The organism is Pseudomonas sp. NFX183, assembly GCF_047943075.1.
Lineage (GTDB): Bacteria > Pseudomonadota > Gammaproteobacteria > Pseudomonadales > Pseudomonadaceae > Aquipseudomonas.
Genome location: NZ_CP181333.1, coordinates 3,192,565 through 3,212,849 on the forward strand (window position 1 = coordinate 3,192,565; position 20,285 = coordinate 3,212,849).

At 60.3% G+C, this 20,285-nt stretch carries 10 protein-coding genes, 2 tRNA genes and 2 rRNA genes; 12 read left to right on the forward strand and 2 right to left on the reverse strand.

The features are described from left to right. Positions 1-57: 57 nt before the first annotated feature. The 10 genes from ACM530_RS14850 to ACM530_RS14895 all read left to right on the forward strand — a co-directional run bounded on the left by ACM530_RS14850 (position 58) and on the right by ACM530_RS14895 (position 15,481). A tRNA-Ile gene (locus tag ACM530_RS14850) sits at positions 58-134 on the forward strand. Between the two features lie 30 nt (positions 135-164). Beyond that, a tRNA-Ala gene (locus ACM530_RS14855) sits at positions 165-240 on the forward strand. Between the two features lie 251 nt (positions 241-491). After that, positions 492-3,383, forward strand: a 23S ribosomal RNA gene (locus ACM530_RS14860). 170 nt (positions 3,384-3,553) lie between these two features. Then, positions 3,554-3,669: ribosomal RNA gene (gene rrf / locus ACM530_RS14865) — 5S ribosomal RNA — on the forward strand. 165 nt (positions 3,670-3,834) lie between these two features. Further along, positions 3,835-7,284 carry an exodeoxyribonuclease V subunit gamma gene (gene recC / locus ACM530_RS14870; RefSeq protein WP_416365048.1) on the forward strand — a complete coding sequence of 1,150 codons (3,450 nt, stop codon included), beginning with the start codon at positions 3,835-3,837 and terminating at the stop codon, positions 7,282-7,284. Next, positions 7,281-10,955 carry an exodeoxyribonuclease V subunit beta gene (recB, locus tag ACM530_RS14875; protein ID WP_416365049.1) on the forward strand — a complete coding sequence of 1,225 codons (3,675 nt, stop codon included), beginning with the start codon at positions 7,281-7,283 and terminating at the stop codon, positions 10,953-10,955. The genes recC and recB overlap by 4 nt, the downstream gene beginning before the upstream one ends. Continuing rightward, positions 10,952-13,015, forward strand: coding sequence for an exodeoxyribonuclease V subunit alpha (recD, locus tag ACM530_RS14880; RefSeq protein ID WP_416365050.1), 2,064 nt, complete (start codon positions 10,952-10,954; stop codon positions 13,013-13,015). Before recB ends, recD begins: the two co-directional genes overlap by 4 nt. Positions 13,016-13,159: 144 nt before the next feature. Beyond that, the gene (locus ACM530_RS14885; RefSeq protein ID WP_106578168.1) at positions 13,160-13,726 is read left to right on the forward strand and encodes a YfiR family protein; all 567 of its coding nucleotides are present in this window, start codon (positions 13,160-13,162) and stop codon (positions 13,724-13,726) included. After that, positions 13,723-14,985, forward strand: coding sequence for a diguanylate cyclase domain-containing protein (locus tag ACM530_RS14890; protein WP_369302193.1), 1,263 nt, complete (start codon positions 13,723-13,725; stop codon positions 14,983-14,985). Before ACM530_RS14885 ends, ACM530_RS14890 begins: the two co-directional genes overlap by 4 nt. Before the next feature lie 4 nt (positions 14,986-14,989). Next, complete coding sequence (locus tag ACM530_RS14895) at positions 14,990-15,481, forward strand: OmpA family protein (protein ID WP_416365051.1); 492 nt, start codon at positions 14,990-14,992, stop codon at positions 15,479-15,481. Between the two features lie 685 nt (positions 15,482-16,166). On the opposite strand, the gene ACM530_RS14900 is transcribed toward ACM530_RS14895, so the two are convergent. Then, the gene (locus ACM530_RS14900; RefSeq protein WP_145164389.1) at positions 16,167-16,457 is read right to left on the reverse strand and encodes a DUF3077 domain-containing protein; all 291 of its coding nucleotides are present in this window, start codon (positions 16,455-16,457) and stop codon (positions 16,167-16,169) included. Between the two features lie 329 nt (positions 16,458-16,786). Beyond that, entirely contained in the window at positions 16,787-17,734 is a 948-nt protein-coding gene (locus tag ACM530_RS14905; RefSeq protein ID WP_145164387.1) for a LysR family transcriptional regulator, read from the reverse strand. 129 nt (positions 17,735-17,863) lie between these two features. Here ACM530_RS14905 and ACM530_RS14910 point away from each other — a divergent pair, with 129 nt between their 5' ends. Together ACM530_RS14910 and mmsB are read left to right on the forward strand one after the other, a co-directional pair. After that, positions 17,864-19,381 (forward strand): CoA-acylating methylmalonate-semialdehyde dehydrogenase, encoded by a 1,518-nt coding sequence (locus ACM530_RS14910; protein ID WP_236458949.1) that lies wholly within the window; start codon positions 17,864-17,866, stop codon positions 19,379-19,381. A gap of 14 nt (positions 19,382-19,395) precedes the next feature. Then, positions 19,396-20,283, forward strand: a complete 888-nt coding sequence (gene mmsB, locus ACM530_RS14915) for a 3-hydroxyisobutyrate dehydrogenase (protein ID WP_404484976.1) — start codon at positions 19,396-19,398, stop codon at positions 20,281-20,283. The last annotated feature ends 2 nt before the right edge of the window (positions 20,284-20,285 follow it).

Below are 20,285 nucleotides of genomic sequence, written 5' to 3' on the forward strand. Positions count from 1 at the left end.
TTCCCACACGAATTGCTTGATTCATTGAAGAAGACGATAAAGAAGCAGCCCGAAATTGGGTCTGTAGCTCAGTTGGTTAGAGCGCACCCCTGATAAGGGTGAGGTCGGCAGTTCGAATCTGCCCAGACCCACCAATTTTGTGTGGGAAACGCCTGTAGAAATACGGGGCCATAGCTCAGCTGGGAGAGCGCCTGCCTTGCACGCAGGAGGTCAACGGTTCGATCCCGTTTGGCTCCACCACTACTGCTTCTGAAAGTTTTGAAAGCTTAGAAATGAGCATTCCATCCAAGTGATGGTGAATGTTGATTTCTAGTCTTTGATTAGATCGTTCTTTAAAAATTTGGGTATGTGATAGAAAGATAGACTGAACGTTACTTTCACTGGTAACGGATCAGGCTAAGGTAAAATTTGTGAGTTACTCGTAATTGAGTATTATCGAATTTTCGGCGAATGTTGTCTTCACAGTATAACCAGATTGCTTGGGGTTATATGGTCAAGTGAAGAAGCGCATACGGTGGATGCCTTGGCAGTCAGAGGCGATGAAAGACGTGGTAGCCTGCGAAAAGCTTCGGGGAGTCGGCAAACAGACTTTGATCCGGAGATGTCTGAATGGGGGAACCCAGCCATCATAAGATGGTTACCTTACACTGAATACATAGGTGTAAGGGGCGAACCAGGGGAACTGAAACATCTAAGTACCCTGAGGAAAAGAAATCAACCGAGATTCCCTTAGTAGTGGCGAGCGAACGGGGACTAGCCCTTAAGTGGCTTTGAGATTAGCGGAACGCTCTGGAAAGTGCGGCCATAGTGGGTGATAGCCCTGTACGCGAAAATCTCTTAGTCATGAAATCGAGTAGGACGGAGCACGAGAAACTTTGTCTGAATATGGGGGGACCATCCTCCAAGGCTAAATACTACTGACTGACCGATAGTGAACTAGTACCGTGAGGGAAAGGCGAAAAGAACCCCGGAGAGGGGAGTGAAATAGATCCTGAAACCGTATGCGTACAAGCAGTGGGAGCAGACTTTGTTCTGTGACTGCGTACCTTTTGTATAATGGGTCAGCGACTTATTTTCAGTGGCGAGCTTAACCGAATAGGGGAGGCGTAGCGAAAGCGAGTCTTAATAGGGCGTCTAGTCGCTGGGAATAGACCCGAAACCGGGCGATCTATCCATGGGCAGGTTGAAGGTTGGGTAACACTAACTGGAGGACCGAACCGACTACCGTTGAAAAGTTAGCGGATGACCTGTGGATCGGAGTGAAAGGCTAATCAAGCTCGGAGATAGCTGGTTCTCCTCGAAAGCTATTTAGGTAGCGCCTCATGTATCACTGTAGGGGGTAGAGCACTGTTTCGGCTAGGGGGTCATCCCGACTTACCAAACCGATGCAAACTCCGAATACCTACAAGTGCCGAGCATGGGAGACACACGGCGGGTGCTAACGTCCGTCGTGAAAAGGGAAACAACCCAGACCGTCAGCTAAGGTCCCAAAGTTATGGTTAAGTGGGAAACGATGTGGGAAGGCTTAGACAGCTAGGAGGTTGGCTTAGAAGCAGCCACCCTTTAAAGAAAGCGTAATAGCTCACTAGTCGAGTCGGCCTGCGCGGAAGATGTAACGGGGCTCAAACCATACACCGAAGCTACGGGTATCACGTAAGTGATGCGGTAGAGGAGCGTTCTGTAAGCCTGTGAAGGTGAGTTGAGAAGCTTGCTGGAGGTATCAGAAGTGCGAATGCTGACATGAGTAACGACAATGGGTGTGAAAAACACCCACGCCGAAAGACCAAGGTTTCCTGCGCAACGTTAATCGACGCAGGGTTAGTCGGTCCCTAAGGCGAGGCTGAAAAGCGTAGTCGATGGAAAACAGGTTAATATTCCTGTACTTCTGGTTATTGCGATGGAGGGACGGAGAAGGCTAGGCCAGCTTGGCGTTGGTTGTCCAAGTTTAAGGTGGTAGGCTGAGATCTTAGGTAAATCCGGGATCTTAAGGCCGAGAGCTGATGACGAGTTAACTTTTAGTTAACGAAGTGGTTGATGCCATGCTTCCAAGAAAAGCTTCTAAGCTTCAGGTAACCAGGAACCGTACCCCAAACCGACACAGGTGGTTGGGTAGAGAATACCAAGGCGCTTGAGAGAACTCGGGTGAAGGAACTAGGCAAAATGGCACCGTAACTTCGGGAGAAGGTGCGCCGGTGAGGGTGAAGGACTTGCTCCGTAAGCTCATGCCGGTCGAAGATACCAGGCCGCTGCGACTGTTTATTAAAAACACAGCACTCTGCAAACACGAAAGTGGACGTATAGGGTGTGACGCCTGCCCGGTGCCGGAAGGTTAATTGATGGGGTTAGCTAACGCGAAGCTCTTGATCGAAGCCCCGGTAAACGGCGGCCGTAACTATAACGGTCCTAAGGTAGCGAAATTCCTTGTCGGGTAAGTTCCGACCTGCACGAATGGCGTAACGATGGCGGCGCTGTCTCCACCCGAGACTCAGTGAAATTGAAATCGCTGTGAAGATGCAGTGTATCCGCGGCTAGACGGAAAGACCCCGTGAACCTTTACTATAGCTTTGCACTGGACTTTGAATTTGCTTGTGTAGGATAGGTGGGAGGCTTTGAAGCGTGGACGCCAGTCTGCGTGGAGCCAACCTTGAAATACCACCCTGGCAACTTTGAGGTTCTAACTCAGGTCCGTTATCCGGATCGAGGACAGTGTATGGTGGGTAGTTTGACTGGGGCGGTCTCCTCCTAAAGAGTAACGGAGGAGTACGAAGGTGCGCTCAGACCGGTCGGAAATCGGTCGTAGAGTATAAAGGCAAAAGCGCGCTTGACTGCGAGACAGACACGTCGAGCAGGTACGAAAGTAGGTCTTAGTGATCCGGTGGTTCTGTATGGAAGGGCCATCGCTCAACGGATAAAAGGTACTCCGGGGATAACAGGCTGATACCGCCCAAGAGTTCATATCGACGGCGGTGTTTGGCACCTCGATGTCGGCTCATCACATCCTGGGGCTGAAGCCGGTCCCAAGGGTATGGCTGTTCGCCATTTAAAGTGGTACGCGAGCTGGGTTTAGAACGTCGTGAGACAGTTCGGTCCCTATCTGCCGTGGACGTTTGAGATTTGAGAGGGGCTGCTCCTAGTACGAGAGGACCGGAGTGGACGAACCTCTGGTGTTCCGGTTGTCACGCCAGTGGCATTGCCGGGTAGCTATGTTCGGAATAGATAACCGCTGAAAGCATCTAAGCGGGAAACTAGCCTCAAGATGAGATCTCACTGGAACCTTGAGTTCCCTGAAGGGCCGTCGAAGACTACGACGTTGATAGGTTGGGTGTGTAAGCGCTGTGAGGCGTTGAGCTAACCAATACTAATTGCCCGTGAGGCTTGACCATATAACACCCAAGCAATTTGCTTGCTTCGAGCTGAAAAGCGAAAGAGCACCAGATTGCGGTGTGTGAAGACGAAATGAACCGAAAGTTCGAACCTCACAAAACACCGAAAGCTGTCACATACCCAATTTGCTGAAGCGAGGCCACATGGTCACGACTCAGTACCCGAATTTCTTGACGACCATAGAGCATTGGAACCACCTGATCCCATCCCGAACTCAGTAGTGAAACGATGCATCGCCGATGGTAGTGTGGGGTTTCCCCATGTGAGAGTAGGTCATCGTCAAGATTAAATTCCAAAGCCCCTGTTTGCTAACGCAAACAGGGGCTTTGTTTTGGGCGGTCGAAAACATTCCAGCCACCCCCGTTCAGTCGGCCTGCCTCACTTGCAGCCTGCGGCCGCCTTCAATGCTAAAGTCGCTGCCTCGATTTTGCTTTTCCCAAGGAAGCCGTTATGCCGGATGCGACGTCCCTCAGCGCTGGATTCATGGTGGTTCACGGCAACCGCCTGGATGAGTTGCGCAGCCTGGTAGTCAGCTGGATGCGCCGCTATCCGCTCGCGCCCTTGGAAAACGAAATCGCCCTGGTACAAAGCAACGGCATCGCCCAATGGCTCAAGTTAGCCCTGGCCGAAGACCCGGAAGACGACGACATGGGTGGCTGCGGCATCGCTGCGGCAATCGACGTGCAACTGCCCGGCAGCTTCATGTGGCAGCTCTATCGCATGGTCCTGGGCCGTGACGAAATCCCGCCCAAGTCCCTGCTCGATAAAGCGCCTCTGACGTGGCGCCTGATGCGCCTGCTCCCTGAACTCATCGATCAACCGCACTTCGAGCCGCTGCAGCGCTTCCTTACCCACGACACCGACCTGCGCAAACGCTATCAACTGGCCGAACGCCTGGCCGACCTGTTCGACCAATACCAGGTCTACCGTGCCGACTGGCTGGAAGACTGGGCTGCTGGCCGCCACCAATTGCGCAACGGGCGAGGCGAATCCAAGCCCCTTAATCCCGCAAACTGCTGGCAGGCCGAATTGTGGCGTGCATTGCTGGTCGATGTCGGTGAAGAAGGCATGGCCGAAAGCCGCGCCGGTGTGCACCAGCGCTTTATTGAACGCATCAATACCCTTGAACAGGCGCCCGCAGGCTTACCATCCCGAGTGATCGTTTTCGGCATTTCCTCACTGCCTGCGCAAGCCCTTGAGGCGCTCGCCGGCTTAGCGAGGTTCAGCCAAGTCCTGCTCTGCGTGCACAACCCTTGCCGTCATCACTGGTCCGACATCGTTGCCGACAAGGACCTGCTGCGTAATGAATACAAACGCCAAGCGCGCAAAGCCGGCATGCCGGTCACCATCGATCCACAAACCCTGCACCAGCACGCCCACCCGCTGCTGGCCGCTTGGGGCAAACAGGGCCGTGACTACATCAGCCTGCTGGACAGTTACGACGACCCCAACAGCTACCGCGCCGCCTTCCGTGATGGTCGCATCGACCTGTTCAGCGACAGCGAACCCACCACGCTGCTCAACCAACTGCAGGACGACATCCTTGAACTGCGCCCACTCAACGAAACGCGCGAGCGATGGCCGGCCGTCGATCTAGATAACGACAGCTCCATCCGCTTCCACATCGCCCACAGCGCTCAACGCGAAGTGGAAATTCTCCACGATCAATTGCTCCAACGTTTCAGTGCCGACCCGACGCTGCGCCCGCGCGACATTATCGTCATGGTCCCTGACGTTGACAGCTACGCGCCGCACATTCGCGCCGTGTTTGGCCAACTTGAGCGAAGCGACCCACGCTTCATTCCGTTCACTCTTACCGACCAAGGCCAACGTGGCCGCGACCCTCTGCTGATCGCCGTCGAACACTTGCTCAAACTCCCGGACAGCCGCTTCCCCGTCAGCGAAATCCTCGACCTGCTCGACGTTCCTGCCTTGCGTGAACGTTTTGCCATCAAGGAGCGCGACCTGCCGACGCTGCACCGCTGGATCGAAGGGGCCGGCATCCGTTGGGGCCTTAACGCCGAGCAACGCGCCGGGCTCGGCCTGCCGCATGAGCTGGAACAAAACAGCTGGCGATTCGGCCTGCGCCGCATGCTGTTGGGTTACGCCGTCGGCACCGGTGTCGCCTGCGACGGCATCGAACCTTACGATGAAATCGGCGGCCTCGATGCGGCCCTGATCGGCCCGTTGGTCTCCTTGCTCGATGCGCTAAACGACGCCCATCAGGCTTTGTCCCAGCCGGCAGCGCCCCGCGAGTGGGGTGAACGCCTGCAACGCCTGATGCAGCTCTTCTTCCTGCCCAGCAGCGAACACGACGACTACCTCTTAGGCCAACTCGAACAACTGAGAGAAGACTGGCTGGAAACCTGTGAGTCCGTCGGCCTGGAGGACGAGTTACCCCTCACCGTAGTCCGCGAGGCCTGGTTGGCCGGCCTGGACCAGGGCCGCCTGTCCCAGCGCTTTCTTGCCGGAGCTGTCAATTTTTGCACCCTGATGCCCATGCGCGCCATCCCGTTCAAACTCGTCTGCCTGCTCGGCATGAACGACGGCGACTACCCGCGCGCGCAACCGCCGTTGGACTTCGACCTGATGGGCAGCGACTACCGCCCCGGCGACCGTTCACGCCGCGAGGACGATCGCTACCTGCTGCTCGAAGCCCTGCTGTCCGCCCGCGACCAGCTCTACATCAGTTGGGTCGGCCGCAGCATCCGCGACAACAGCGACCGGCCAGCCTCGGTACTGATCGGCCAACTGCGTGACCATATCGCCAGCGGCTGGCATAACGCACACCAGCAAGAACTGCTGGAAGCAATGACCCAGGAGCACCCGCTCCAACCCTTCAGTGCGCGCTATTTCCATGAAGGCGACGCGCTCTTCAGCTACGCCCGCGAGTGGCAGTTGCTTCACGAGGCCGCCGACGTTCCAGTTAAAGAACACGAACTGGCAGAGCACCAACAAGAAGAACCCCTGAGCCTCGGCCAGTTGCAGGATTTCCTGCGCAACCCGGTCAAACATTTCTTCAGCCAACGTCTGAAAGTGTTCTTCGAGGCCGCCGAAGTACCGCTCGCCGATGAAGAACCCTTCGTGCTCGACGCGCTGCAACGCTACAGCCTCAGCGACAGCCTGCTGAACGCCGCACTGACCCAGCCCGATCACGTGGATCAAGCACTCAACGCCCAGGCCCTGCGCCTACAAGGCAGCGGCCTGCTGCCCATGGTGGGTTTCGGCGAGTGCCTGCGTAACGAACTGATCGAGCCGTTGCCCGATTTGCTGCAACGCTACCAACACTTATTGGCACTGTGGCCCACACCACAAATCACCGCCGAGCCGATCAGTTTTGAGCATCAAGGCATCCAGTTGGAAGGCTGGATCAGCGGCCTGCACCGACGCAGTGATGGCGGCTTGCTCAGCGTGACCACCATCCCCAACAGCATCGGTTCGATCAAAACGCGTAAATGGCATCGTCTGATTCGCCCATGGGTCAATCACGTGGTGGCGTGCGCCTGCGGCCTGCCACTCAGCACCGGTTTGGTGGCAAGTGATGACACCTTGTTACTCGCCCCGCTGGATCAATCCAATGCCCGGGAAATCCTTGGCAACCTGCTGCTGGCCTGGCACACCGGCATGCGCAAACCGCTCCCGGTAGCCGTCAAAACCGCCTTCGCCTGGCTCGGCCAAACCGATCCCGCCAAAGCCCTGGCCGCCGCGAGCAAAGCCTATGAAGGCGACGGCCTGACCACCGACGGTGAGCGCCGCGAAACCCCTGCACTCACCCGCCAATTCCCCGACTTCGCCACGCTCATCGCCAGCGAAGCGTTCGAAGGCTGGGCCGAAACCCTGTATCGCCCATTGCTCAACGCACCCTGGCGATCACTCAGCAGTGAGGAGGCCAGCGCATGATGGGTCAACCTTTAGCCCTGGCCTTCCCGCTAAAAGGCAGCCAGCTGATCGAAGCCAGTGCCGGCACCGGCAAGACCTTCACCATTTCCGCGCTGTACCTGCGCCTGGTGCTTGGCCACGGCGGTGACGAAGCCGGCTTTGGCCGCGAGTTACTGCCGCCGCAAATTCTGGTGGTGACCTTCACCGATGCCGCCACCAAAGAGCTGCGCGAACGCATCCGCATTCGCCTGGCTGAAGCCGCACGGTTCTTCCGCGCCGAAATCGAGCAGCCGGATGCATTGATCGCCGACCTGCGCGACCAATACCTTCCCGAACAATGGCCCGCCTGCGCCAATCGCCTGGACATCGCCGCGCAATGGATGGATGAGGCCGCCGTCTCGACCATCCACAGTTGGTGCCAGCGCATGCTGCGCGAGCACGCGTTCGACAGCGGCAGCCTGTTCACCCAAACCCTGGAAACCGACCACAGCGACCTGCTCGGCGAAGTGCTGCGTGACTACTGGCGGCTGTTTTGCTACCCGATGCACGACGACGCACTTAACTGGGTACGCAAAAACTGGAGCGGCCCCGCCGCCCTGATGCCCCGCGTGCGTGCGCTGTTCGGCAGCGAACGGCCCACTGGCGAAAGCCGTGAGCCCGCCGAGCTGATCAACGCTTGCCTGCAAGAGCGCCGCGAAGCCTTGGTAAGCCTCAAGGCGCCGTGGCAGCAATGGGCGGCCGAACTGCGTGATATCTGCCTGCAAGCCGTGGCCGCGAAAGCCGTCGACGGCCGCAAGATGCAGGCGCGTTACTTCGAGCCCTGGTTTGAAAAAATCAGTGCCTGGGCGGCTGACGAAACCCTCGAACAACTGGACATCGGCACCGGCTTCACGCGCCTGACGCCCGACGGTATGGCCGAAGCCTGGAAGGGCGAGCCGCCGAGCCACCCTGGCATCGACGCCATGGCCAGCCTCAAAGCCAGCCTCGACGCCTTGCCCACTCCCGACGCCGCCGTGTTGCAACACGCCGCCGGCTGGGTGGGTAAACGCTTCGAAGAAGAAAAACGCCGTCGCGCCGAAATGGGCTTCGACGACATGCTGATCCGCCTCAACGCCGCCCTGCAGGCCGACGGGGGCGAGCGTCTTGCCAGTGTGATCCGCGAGCAATTCCCGGTGGCGTTGATCGACGAATTCCAGGACACCGACCCGGTGCAATACAGCATCTTCGACAGCATCTACCGCATCGAAGAAAACCACCTCGACAGCGGCCTGTTCCTGATCGGCGACCCCAAGCAGGCGATCTATGCCTTTCGTGGCGCCGACATCTACACCTACCTGCGCGCCCGTCAGTCCACCACCGGCCGCCACCACACCTTGGGCACCAACTTCCGCTCCAGCCACGCAATGGTCGAGGCGGTGAACCACGTGTTCCAGCGCGCCGAAAGCGGCCGGGGGGCTTTCCTGTTCCGCGAGCCGAACGGCGACAACCCGGTGCCGTTCCACTCGGTGCTGTCCCAGGGCCGCAAGGAGCAACTGCAAGTCGATGGCCACACGTTGCCGGCAATGAACCTTTGGCACCTGCCCACCGATCAGCCGATTTCCAACGCGGTGTATCGCCAGCAACTGGCGGCTGCCTGCGCCACGCAAATCGTCGCGTTGCTCAATGGCGGGCAGCAAGGTACCGCCGGTTTCCTACAGGCGGACTCCAGCTTCAACGGCGTACTTCCGTCAGACATCGCCATCCTGGTACGTGACGGCAAGGAGGCCCAAGCCGTGCGCGCCGAATTGGCCGCTCGGGGCGTGCGCAGCGTGTACCTGTCTGACAAAGACTCGGTCTTCGCCGCCCAGGAAGCCCACGACCTGCTCGCCTGGCTCAAGGCCTGCGCAGAGCCCGACGTCGAGCGCCCGCTGCGTGCCGCGCTGGCCTGCGTCACCTTGAACCTGTCATTGGCGGAACTGGAGCGTCTGAATCAGGACGAACTGGCGTGGGAAACCCGCGTGATGCAGTTCCGTGGCTACCGCGCGATCTGGCGCACCCAAGGCGTGCTGCCGATGCTGCGGCGCCTGCTGCATGACTTCAAACTGCCGCAAACCCTCATCGCGCGCAGCGACGGCGAACGTGTGCTGACCAACCTGCTGCACCTCAGCGAATTGTTGCAACAGGCCGCGTCGGAGCTGGACGGCGAGCAAGCGCTGATTCGTCATCTGGCTGAACATCTCGCGCTGTCGGGGCAGGCCGGTGAAGAGCAGATTCTGCGCCTGGAAAGTGATGAGCAATTGGTCAAGGTAGTGACCATCCATAAATCCAAAGGCCTGGAATACGACCTGGTCTTCCTGCCGTTCATCTGCTCGGCCAAGCCCGTGGATGGCAGCCGCCTGCCGCTGCATTACCACGACGAACAGGGCAAATCGCACGTCAGCCTGCGGCCCACCGCCGAGTTGATTGCTCAGGCCGATGATGAGCGCCTCGCCGAAGACCTGCGTTTGTTCTACGTTGCGCTCACACGGGCCAAACATGCGTGCTGGCTGGGCATTGCCGACCTCAAGCGCGGCAATAACAGCAGCTCGGTCCTGCACCTGTCAGCGCTGGGCTATCTGCTCGGCGCCGGTGCGTCGCTGGGCGAGTCCGGCGGCCTGGCGCGCTGGCTGCTGGATTTGCAGCAAGGCTGCGCCGCGATCCACTACGCCCATGTCCCGGACGCGCAAGACACGCTGTTCCACCCGCCGCGCAACGCAGCCACGTTGCTCGCGCCGTTGCTGCCCAAGCGCAAGGCCGCCGAAAACTGGTGGATCGCCTCTTACAGCGCATTGCGCATCGGCGACAGCATGAGCGCCGCGCCCCTCGAAGCTCCGGAAAGCCCACAAGCCCAGAAGCTGTTTGACGACGAGCGTCTCAACCCCGACGCACCGCGTGAAGTGGCGGCGTCTGGTGGCGACATACACCGTTTCCCACGCGGACCAAACCCTGGCACCTTCCTTCATGGCTTGTTGGAATGGGCGGGCGAGGAGGGTTTCAACGTCACCCCCGAGGCCATCGAAAAAGCTGTGGGCGCGCGCTGTAACCGGCGCAATTGGGAAGGCTGGATCGTCACCCTCAGCGCTTGGCTCGGCCACCTGCTGCAAACGCCGCTGCCAGTGGATAACGATCAGGTCACCCTGAGCAGCCTGCAGCAGTACCAGATCGAAATGGAATTCTGGTTCGCCAGCCACAAAGTCGACGTGCTGGCCCTCGACAAACTGGTGTGCCAGTACACCCACAACGGCGTGTCCCGCGTCGCCGCCGAACCGGTGCTGCTCAACGGCATGTTCAAAGGCTTTATCGACCTGACCTTCGAACACGACGGCCGCTACTACGTGGCCGACTACAAATCCAATTGGCTCGGCCCTGACGATTCGGCCTACACCTTAGAGGCCATGGAACAGTCCATCCTCGAGCATCGGTACGACCTGCAATACGTGCTTTACCTGCTGGCCCTGCACCGCCAGCTGAAAGCGCGCCTGCCCGAGTATGACTACGACCGCCACGTCGGCGGTGCGCTGTACGTGTTCCTGCGCGGCACTGAGTCGGTGAGCAAAGGCGCGTATTTCACCCGGCCGCCCCGTGAACTGATCGAAGGCTTGGACGCGTTGTTCCAGGGCAAACCCATACCGCCCAAGGTTGAGCCCGCCTGGGAACAAGGAGTGCTGCTATGAGCCTGTCGCCGTTACCGCTTGAGGCGCTGATGCCGCTCAACCGCGCCGCCGACCTGCTGCAACTGCTCGAACGCTGGGTTGACCGGGGCTGGCTGCGCGCGTTGGACAAGGCGTTTGTCGGCTTCCTGCACGAACTTGATCCGCAGGCCGACCCTCTGGTGTTGCTGGCCGCGGCGTTAACCAGCCACCAGTTGGGCCATGGTCATGTGTGCCTCGACCTGTTCGAAACCCTCAAGGCGCCGGATTTCGCCCTGTCGCTGCCGCCCGAAGGCGACCTGCAAACCGGCGCAATGCTGCTGCCGTCGCAGTTGCTCGACGGCCTCGACGGTGCCCAATGGTGCCACGCGCTGGCGGCCAGCCAATTGGTCGCCCTGGCAGTTGATGGCAGCGAAGCCGCGCAGAGCCGCCCGTTGGTCTTGTCCGGCAAACGCCTTTACCTGCGCCGCTACTGGACCTACGAAAGGCGCATCGACACAGCCTTGCGCCTGCGCCTGGCCACCCAGGAAAGCGTCGCCGCCGATTTGCCGCAACGCCTCAACAGCCTCTTCAACCAACCGCCGCCCGACGGCGTGATCGACTGGCAAAAGCTCGCCTGCGCCTTGGCCACGCGCGGTGCCTTCAGTATCGTCACCGGCGGCCCCGGCACCGGCAAGACCACCACCGTGGTGCGCCTGCTCGCGCTGTTGCAGGCGCCGGCCGTGGAAGCCGGCAGCCCGTTGCGCATCCGCCTGGCTGCGCCCACCGGCAAAGCTGCCGCACGCCTCACCGAATCCATCAGCCAGCAAGTGCAGTCGTTGACCGTGCCCGACAGCGTGCGGGAAAAAATTCCGACAGAGGTCACCACCGTTCACCGTTTGCTGGGCAGTCGCCCGGGCACGCGGCACTTCCGCCATCACCTGGGCAACCCATTGCCGCTGGACGTGCTGGTGGTGGACGAAGCCTCAATGATCGACCTGGAAATGATGGCCAACTTGCTGGACGCCTTGCCGCCCCACGCGCGCTTGGTATTGCTGGGCGACAAGGACCAACTTGCCTCGGTCGAGGCCGGCGCCGTACTGGGCGATTTATGCCGCGACGCTGAAGCCGGCTGGTACAGCCCCGACACGCGCCAATGGCTGCAGGCGGTCAGTGGCGAAGACCTCAGCGCCAGCGGTCTTCACGAAGACCTCGACGGCAGCCATCCGCTGGCTCAACAAGTGGTGATGCTGCGCTATTCGCGACGTTTTGGTGAAGGCAGCGGCATCGGCCAATTGGCGCGTTGGGTCAACCAGCAAAACGCCGAAGAGGCGCGCCAACTGCTCGCCGCGCGCAGCCACGATGACCTGTTCTGCCTCAGCCTCAAGGGCGAGCATGACCACGCCCTCGAGCGGCTGATATTGGACGGGCAGGGCGGCGACGCCCAGGGCTATCGTTATTACCTCAACTTGCTGCAAAGCGCGCGCCCGGCCCTCGACACCCCGCGCGAAGACCTCGCCTGGACGCACTGGGCGCAGCAACTGTTGCAAGCCTTCGACGCCTTCCAGTTGCTCTGCGCTGTGCGCAAAGGCCCGTGGGGCGTAGAAGGGCTGAACCTGCGCATCACCGCGGCCTTGCGCAAAGTGCGGCTGATCGAGGGGGACGAGCAATGGTACGAAGGCCGCCCGGTGCTGATGACCCGAAACGATTACGGCCTGGGCCTGATGAACGGCGACATCGGCATCGCGCTCAAACTGCCCGAAAGCGATGGCGGCCCCCACGTGCTGCGCGTGGCTTTCCCACGTAACGATGGCCAAGGCGGTGTGCGTTTTGTACTGCCCAGCCGTCTGAACGATGTGGAAACTGTGTACGCCATGACCGTGCACAAGTCCCAGGGCTCGGAATTTACCCACACCGCGCTGATCCTGCCGGATGCGCTGAACCCGGTGCTGACCAAAGAACTGATCTACACCGGTATCACCCGCGCCAAGCGCTGGTTCAGCCTGATCGAACCGCGTGGCGGCGTGTTTGAAGAAGCCGTGCGGCGTAAGGTCAAGCGCTTGAGTGGGTTGATGTTGGAATTGGACGTACCGGCTGGAAAATGACTGATTGGTCATGAAATATTTCTGATTCAGTCGTCTGAATTTTCTGAAAAAATAGCGGACTTCGCGAAGGCCCGGCTTCGCGGGGCCTTCCGCCGCTGTGCTATCGTTGCGGCATCACCCTGAAAAACTGAAGAGAATCGCTGCATGAACGTGGCTGTCTCGCCCACAGAACGCAGTTTGAGCTGGAGACGCATGTTACTGGTGGCACTTCTGTGCGTGCTCGCCCCGCGAGCATTTGCCCAGGCCCCCGGCCCGGCAGACCAGCGCGCCCAGGCGGTGACGCAAGTGGTGCTCGGCATCCTCAGCTATGCACGCTGGCCGGTGGAGCCTGCGCAACTGCGCTTGTGCATCGTCGGCCCCACCCAATACACCGACGATCTGGTCAAAGGCACCACCCAGGCGACCGGCCGTCCGGTGGTGGTGCAGCGTTTGCTCGCCGATCATCCTGATATCGTCAGTGCCTGCGACGCCGTGTACATCGGCAAACTCAGCGCCGATGAACGCTCGCGGTTGTTTACCTCACTGATCGGCCACCCGGTGCTGAGCATCAGCGAAGGCGGCGACCAATGCACCGTGGGCAGCCTGTTCTGCCTGCGCGTGGGCGATGAGCAAGTGTCATTTGAGGTCAACCTGGACTCCGTCGCCCGCAGCGGCGTGCGCATTCACCCCAGCGTGTTGCAGTTGTCCCGCCGTCGAGCGCCTGCGTCATGAGAACCCCGAAAGCGCGGCCGACCTTGCGTTCCGTCATCGGCCGTGGGCATTTGATCCTGGCGTTGGTGGCGGTGACCCTGGCCAGTGTGTCCTTGACCCTGCTCGGCGTGCTGGCGCTGCGCGTGTATGCCGAGCACAACCTGCACCTGATCGCGCGCTCGATCAATTACACCGTGGAAGCGGCGGTGGTGTTCAACGACAGCGCCGCCGCCACTGAAGCACTCAGCCTGATTGCCTCCACCGAAGAAGTGGCCCAGGCCGAAGTCTTCGATGCCAGCGGCAAGCTGCTGGCGCAATGGGAGCGGCCGGAAACCGGCATGCTGTCCGAGGTCGAACTGGCGCTGGCGCATGCCTTGCTCGAACAGCCCATCAGCCAGCCGATCCTGCACCAGGGGCAAACCGTGGGCAGCATTCACGTGGTCGGTCACGGCGGTAGCCTGCTGCGCTTTCTGCTCAGCGGCCTGGCCGGCATCGTGATTTGCACCGCCCTCAGCGCCTGGGTGGCGTTGTACTTGGCGCGGCGCCTGCTGCAAGGCATCACCAAACCGTTGCAAAGCCTGGCCGCGGTGGCCCACGCCGCCCGCAGCGAGCGAGACTTTGACCGACGCGTGCCACCGGCGCAGATCGCCGAACTCGACAGCCTGGGCAGCGACTTCAACGCCCTGCTCGGCGAGATGGAAGCCTGGCAAAGCCACCTGCAAAGTGAAAACGAAACCCTCGCTCACCAGGCCAGCCACGACAGCCTGACCGGCTTGCCCAACCGCGCGTATTTCGAAGGCCGGCTGATCCGCGCGCTGCGCAGCGCCGCCAAGGTCAATGAACGGGTCGCCGTGTTGTTTCTCGACAGCGACCGTTTCAAAGACATCAATGACAACTTCGGCCACGCCGCCGGCGATGCGGTGCTGGTGGCCGTCGCCGAGCGGGTGCGCGCGCAGTTGCGTGAAGATGACCTGGTGGCGCGCCTGGGCGGTGATGAGTTCGCGGTGCTGCTGGCGCCATTGCATAAAGCGGAGGATGCTCAGCGTATCGCCGACAAGATCATTGCCAGCATGGACACGCCGATCCCGGTGCCCGGCAACACCGAGGTGTTGACCTCCCTCAGTATCGGCATTGCCATCTACCCCGATCATGGCGCCACTCCCGGCACCTTGCTCAATGCCGCCGATGCGGCGATGTACCAGGCCAAACGCTTGTCCCAGGGCGGCCAGCAAACGGCGGATTCGGAGCCCACCGCCGCAAACGTTACCGACAGGAGTTGATCCCTTGTTCTCGACCGCGCGTTTCATGTTTATCACGTTACTGGTGGCATTCCTTGCCCTTGGCGGCTGCCAGACGGCCCCACCCAAAGGCCTGACACCGGCGCAAATCGCAGTCCTCAAACAGCAGGGTTTTGAACTGACTGACGAAGGATGGGCGTTTGGCCTCTCGGGCAAAGTGCTGTTTGGCAGCGACATTGAAAGCCTCAACAAAGCCAGCACCGACATCGTCGAACGCATCGGCAAAGCCCTGGTCGGCGCCGGCATCGACCGCGTACGGGTCGACGGCCACACCGACGCCTCTGGCAAAGAAACCTACAACCAGCAACTGTCCCTGCGCCGCGCCAAAAGCGTGGGCAACGTGCTGACCGGTGTGGGCATGAAGGAAGAAAACATCCAGCTGCGCGGTTTGGGCAGCAGCGAGCCGGTGGCGCCGAACACCACGGTAGCGGGGCGCACCGAAAACCGGCGCGTGTCGATTGTGGTGATCGCGGACTGAGTGGGTTCACCCCTCTTAATCTGAAATGCCATCAAACTGTGGGAGCGGGCTTGCTAGCGAATGCGGTGTATCAGCAGCAATTAAGCTGACTGACCCACCGCCATCGCAGGCAAGCCAGCTCCCACACTGATTTGTGCCTGACGCAAAATTTCCCACTCGCCACAGTCCCAACTGTGGGAGCGGGCTTGCCCGCGATGCCGGTGTATCAGCCGCAGATAATCTGGCTGACCCACCGCCATCGCAGGCAAGCCAGCTCCCACACTGATTTGTGCCTGACGCAAAATTTCCCACCCGCCACATTTCAAAAATGTGGGAGTGGGCTTGCCCGCGAATGCGGTGTATCAGCAGCAAATAATCTGACTGACCCACCGCTATCGCAGGCAAGCCAGCTCCCACACTGATTTGTACCTGACACAAAAACTTCCACCCGCCACAGTCCCAACTGTGGGAGCGGGCTTGCCCGCGAATGCGGTGTATCAGCCGCAGATAATCTGGCTGACCCACCGCCATCGCAGGCAAGCCAGCTCCCACACTGACTTGTGCCTGACTCAAAATTTCCCATCCGCCACAGTCCAAAATGTGGGAGTGGGCTTGCCCGCGATGGCGGTCGTTCAGGCAATGATGTGTTGGCTGGCCCACCGCATTCGCGAGCAAGCCCGCTCCACCTTTATGCCACAGTGTTCGCTTAACTGCCCGGCGTCATCGCCTGCGTCAGGTCATCCACCACGGCCTTGCCCATCTCACACAGGTAATGCGCGGCCCATGCGTATTGCTCGCCGCGCACGTCCATGGCGGCTTCCATCGCGAGTTTCTTGGAGTAAAAAAGCAAGGTGGATGCGTGTTCCAGGGCTTGCTCAATCGGCATGCCGGCGTTGACGCGGAACAGGGGTTTTTGGTTTTCGCCGTAATCGCCGAAGGTGACGACGCCGAGGGTGGTGATGGAGGAAAGCGGTGGGTCGGGGACGATTTTGCTCATGACGATTGCTCTCTGCTGAAGTAGAGCCGCCACATCACATCGCTAACATGAATAGGGTGGCAGCTGTGTGCAGGTTAGCGATCCGGGCCAGAGCGCATCCCGGGTAGACTCGGAAGTCTCCCGCACACAGCCGCCATAAAACGCTAAAAGCTGGCGAGCGCCAGCTAATGCTATCGGGGCAATGTCACGCCTGAAACCCGGATCGCTAAACCCGATCGCTGATGTGCAGCGACCCAGGGAGGCTAGTGACCCAAACGGTAAGGCGCAATGGGCTAGAGAGTCTCTAGGAAACGTCCTGCAAATTAAAGCGAATCGTCATTGATGGCCCTTTAATCCGCGAACCTTATCTCCCGCGTTTCCCCCATCAACAACCCGGTGTTCTGCTCCGTCACCTCTCGGATGTAATCCCACAACAACGTAATCCGCTTCAACTTGCGCAAATCCTCCCGGCAATACATCCAGAACTGCCGCGTGATCGAAATCTGCTCCCCCAACACCGGCAACAGCCGCGGGTCCTGCGCGGCCAGAAAGCACGGCAATATCGCCATCGACCGCCCCTGCTGCGCGGCCACGTACTGCGCGATCACGCTGGTGCTGCGCAAACTCGCGCTGGCGCCCGGCACCACATTCGCCAGGTACAGCAGCTCCGAGCTGAACGCCAAGTCATCCACATAACTGATAAACGGGTGCTCAGCCAAATCCGCCGGCCGCTGGATGGGCGGGTGTTGGTCGAGGTAATCCTGGGTCGCGTACAGCTGCAGTTTGTAGTCGCACAGCTTGCAGCACACATACGGCCCGTGCTCCGGGCGTTCCAGGGCGATGACGATGTCGGCTTCGCGCTTGGACAGGCTGATGAAGTGGGGCAGGGGCAGGATGTCGACCGAGATGGCGGGGTAGGTGTCGACAAAATGGCTGAGCTGCGGCGTAACGAAAAAACTGCCGAAACCCTCGGTGCAGCCCATGCGCACGTGGCCGGACAGCGCCACGCCGGAGCCGGACACCTGCTCGCAAGCCATGTGCAGCGTGCTTTCGATGGACTCCGCGTAACCCAGCAAACGCTGGCCTTCGGCGGTGAGCACGAAGCCGTTGGTCCGGGATTTTTCGAACAGCAGCGTGCCGAGCGACACTTCCAACGAGCTGATGCGCCGCGACACAGTGGTGTAGTCCACCGCCAGGCGTTTGGCGGCGACGCTGGCCTTGCGGGTGCGGGCCACTTCGAGGAAAAACTTCAGGTCATCCCAGTTCAGGGAGCCCAAGGACGTGATGTTTTTTTGCATATTGGACCGGCTTTTATGTGCGTTCTTATTAGAGATTTGCACATCTATACTCCAAAAACAGTCCGAACGCCTCATTCCCAAGGCGATTCACGCGCCTTGTCTCTGCATAACTACAAGATTGGAGACCACATGAACGCTTCTGCCGACATTTCCGTGCAACAGGTCAAGTTGCTGATCAACGGTGAATGGGTCGAGTCCAAGACCACCCATTGGCAAGACATCGTTAACCCGGCCACCCAGCAAGTGCTGGCCAAAGTCCCTTTCGCCACCGCCGATGAAGTCAACGCGGCCATCGACGCTGCCCATCAAGCCTTCCAGACCTGGAAGCTGACGCCGATCGGCGCGCGCATGCGCATCATGCTCAAGCTGCAGGCCTTGATCCGTGAACATTCCAAGCGCATCGCTGTAGTCCTCAGTGCCGAGCAAGGTAAGACCATTGCCGATGCCGAAGGCGATATTTTCCGCGGCCTGGAAGTGGTCGAGCACGCGTGCTCCATCGGCACGTTGCAGATGGGCGAATTCGCCGAAAACGTCGCCGGTGGCGTTGACACCTACACCCTGCGCCAACCTATCGGTGTGTGCGCCGGTATTACCCCGTTCAACTTCCCGGCGATGATTCCGCTGTGGATGTTCCCGATGGCGATTGCCTGCGGTAACACCTTTGTACTCAAGCCGTCCGAGCAAGACCCGCTGTCGACCATGTTGCTGGTGGAGCTGGCGCTGGAAGCCGGTGTGCCCGCTGGCGTGCTCAACGTGGTACACGGCGGCAAGGATGTGGTGGATGCGCTGTGCACCCATAAAGACATCAAGGCCGTGTCCTTTGTCGGCTCGACCGCCGTCGGCACTCATGTGTACGACCTGGCCGGTAAACACGGCAAGCGCGTGCAGTCGATGATGGGCGCCAAGAACCACGCCGTGGTGCTGCCGGACGCCAACCGCGAACACACCCTGAATGCCTTGGTCGGTGCCGGTTTTGGCGCAGCGGGCCAGCGTTGCATGGCCACCTCGGTGGTGGTGCTGGTGGGCGCGGCCAAGCAATGGCTGCCGGACCTTAAAGCGCTGGCGCAAAAGCTCAAGGTTAATGCCGGCAGCGAAGCCGGTACGGATGTTGGCCCGGTGATTTCCAAGCGCGCCAAGGCGCGCATCCTGGAACTGATCGAAAGCGGCGTGAAAGAAGGCGCCAAGCTTGAGCTGGACGGTCGCGACATCAAGGTGCCGGGCTTCGAGCACGGCAACTTTGTGGGCCCGACCCTGTTCTCGGGCGTGACCACGGACATGCAGATCTACACCCAGGAAATTTTCGGCCCGGTGCTGGTGGTGCTCGAAGTTGCCACGCTGGATGAAGCCATCGCGCTGGTCAACGCCAACCCGTTCGGTAACGGCACCGGCCTGTTCACCCAAAGTGGGGCGGCGGCGCGTAAGTTCCAGAGCGAAATCGATGTAGGCCAGGTCGGCATCAACATTCCGATTCCGGTGCCAGTGCCGTTCTTCAGCTTCACCGGTTCGCGTGGCTCCAAGCTCGGCGACCTCGGCCCGTACGGCAAGCAAGTGGTGCAGTTTTACACCCAGACCAAAACCGTCACGAGCCGCTGGTTCGACGACGACACGGTCAATGATGGCGTCAACACCACCATCAACCTGCGCTGATTCGGGAGACGACCATGAAGATTGCATTTATCGGCTTGGGCAACATGGGCGCGCCCATGGCCCGCAACCTGATCAAGGCCGGCCACGCGCTGAACCTGTTCGACCTGAACCAGACCGTGCTCAAGGAACTCGCCGAGCTGGGCGGCAGCATCAGCGACTCGCCGCGTGACGCAGCCCAAGGCGCTGAGCTGGTGATTACCATGCTGCCGGCGGCGGCCCATGTGCGCAGCGTGTGGCTGAATGAAGACGGGGTTTTGGCCGGCATCGGCAAAGGCGTACCGGCGGTGGATTGCAGCACCATCGACCCGCAAACTGCGCGCGATGTCGCTGCAGCGGCGGCCAAGCAAGGCGTGGTGATGGCCGACGCGCCTGTCTCCGGCGGCACCGGCGGCGCCAGCGCGGGCACGCTGACCTTCATGGTCGGCGCCACCCCGGAGCTGTTCGCCACCCTGCAACCGGTGCTGGCGCAGATGGGCCGCAACATCGTGCATTGCGGCGATGTGGGCACCGGCCAGATCGCCAAGATCTGCAACAACCTGTTGCTCGGGATCAGCATGGTCGGCGTCAGCGAAGCCATGGCCCTGGGCGACGCGCTGGGCATCGACACCCAAGTGCTGGCCGGGATTATCAACAGCTCCACCGGGCGCTGCTGGAGTTCCGACACCTACAACCCCTGGCCGGGCGTGATTGAAACCGCGCCGTCGTCGCGGGGTTACACCGGCGGCTTTGGTGCCGACCTGATGCTCAAGGACCTGGGCCTGGCCACCGAAGCTGCGCGCCAAGCCAAACAACCGGTGATTCTGGGCGCCGTGGCCCAGCAGTTGTATCAATCGATGAGCCAGCGCGGGGAAGGCGGCAAGGACTTCTCGGCGATCATCAACAGCTATCGCAAGCCCCAGTAGAA

Bases quoted from the DNA above. Each gene is read 5' to 3' on its own strand.
- recC (WP_416365048.1), top strand. From the start codon at position 3,835: ATGCCGGATGCGACGTCCCTCAGCGCTGGATTCATGGTGGTTCACGGC.
- recB (WP_416365049.1), top strand. From the start codon at position 7,281: ATGATGGGTCAACCTTTAGCCCTGGCCTTCCCGCTAAAAGGCAGCCAG.
- recD (WP_416365050.1), top strand. From the start codon at position 10,952: ATGAGCCTGTCGCCGTTACCGCTTGAGGCGCTGATGCCGCTCAACCGC.
- ACM530_RS14885 (WP_106578168.1), top strand. From the start codon at position 13,160: ATGAACGTGGCTGTCTCGCCCACAGAACGCAGTTTGAGCTGGAGACGC.
- ACM530_RS14890 (WP_369302193.1), top strand. From the start codon at position 13,723: ATGAGAACCCCGAAAGCGCGGCCGACCTTGCGTTCCGTCATCGGCCGT.
- ACM530_RS14900 (WP_145164389.1), bottom strand. From the start codon at position 16,457: ATGAGCAAAATCGTCCCCGACCCACCGCTTTCCTCCATCACCACCCTC.
- ACM530_RS14905 (WP_145164387.1), bottom strand. From the start codon at position 17,734: ATGCAAAAAAACATCACGTCCTTGGGCTCCCTGAACTGGGATGACCTG.
- ACM530_RS14910 (WP_236458949.1), top strand. From the start codon at position 17,864: ATGAACGCTTCTGCCGACATTTCCGTGCAACAGGTCAAGTTGCTGATC.
- mmsB (WP_404484976.1), top strand. From the start codon at position 19,396: ATGAAGATTGCATTTATCGGCTTGGGCAACATGGGCGCGCCCATGGCC.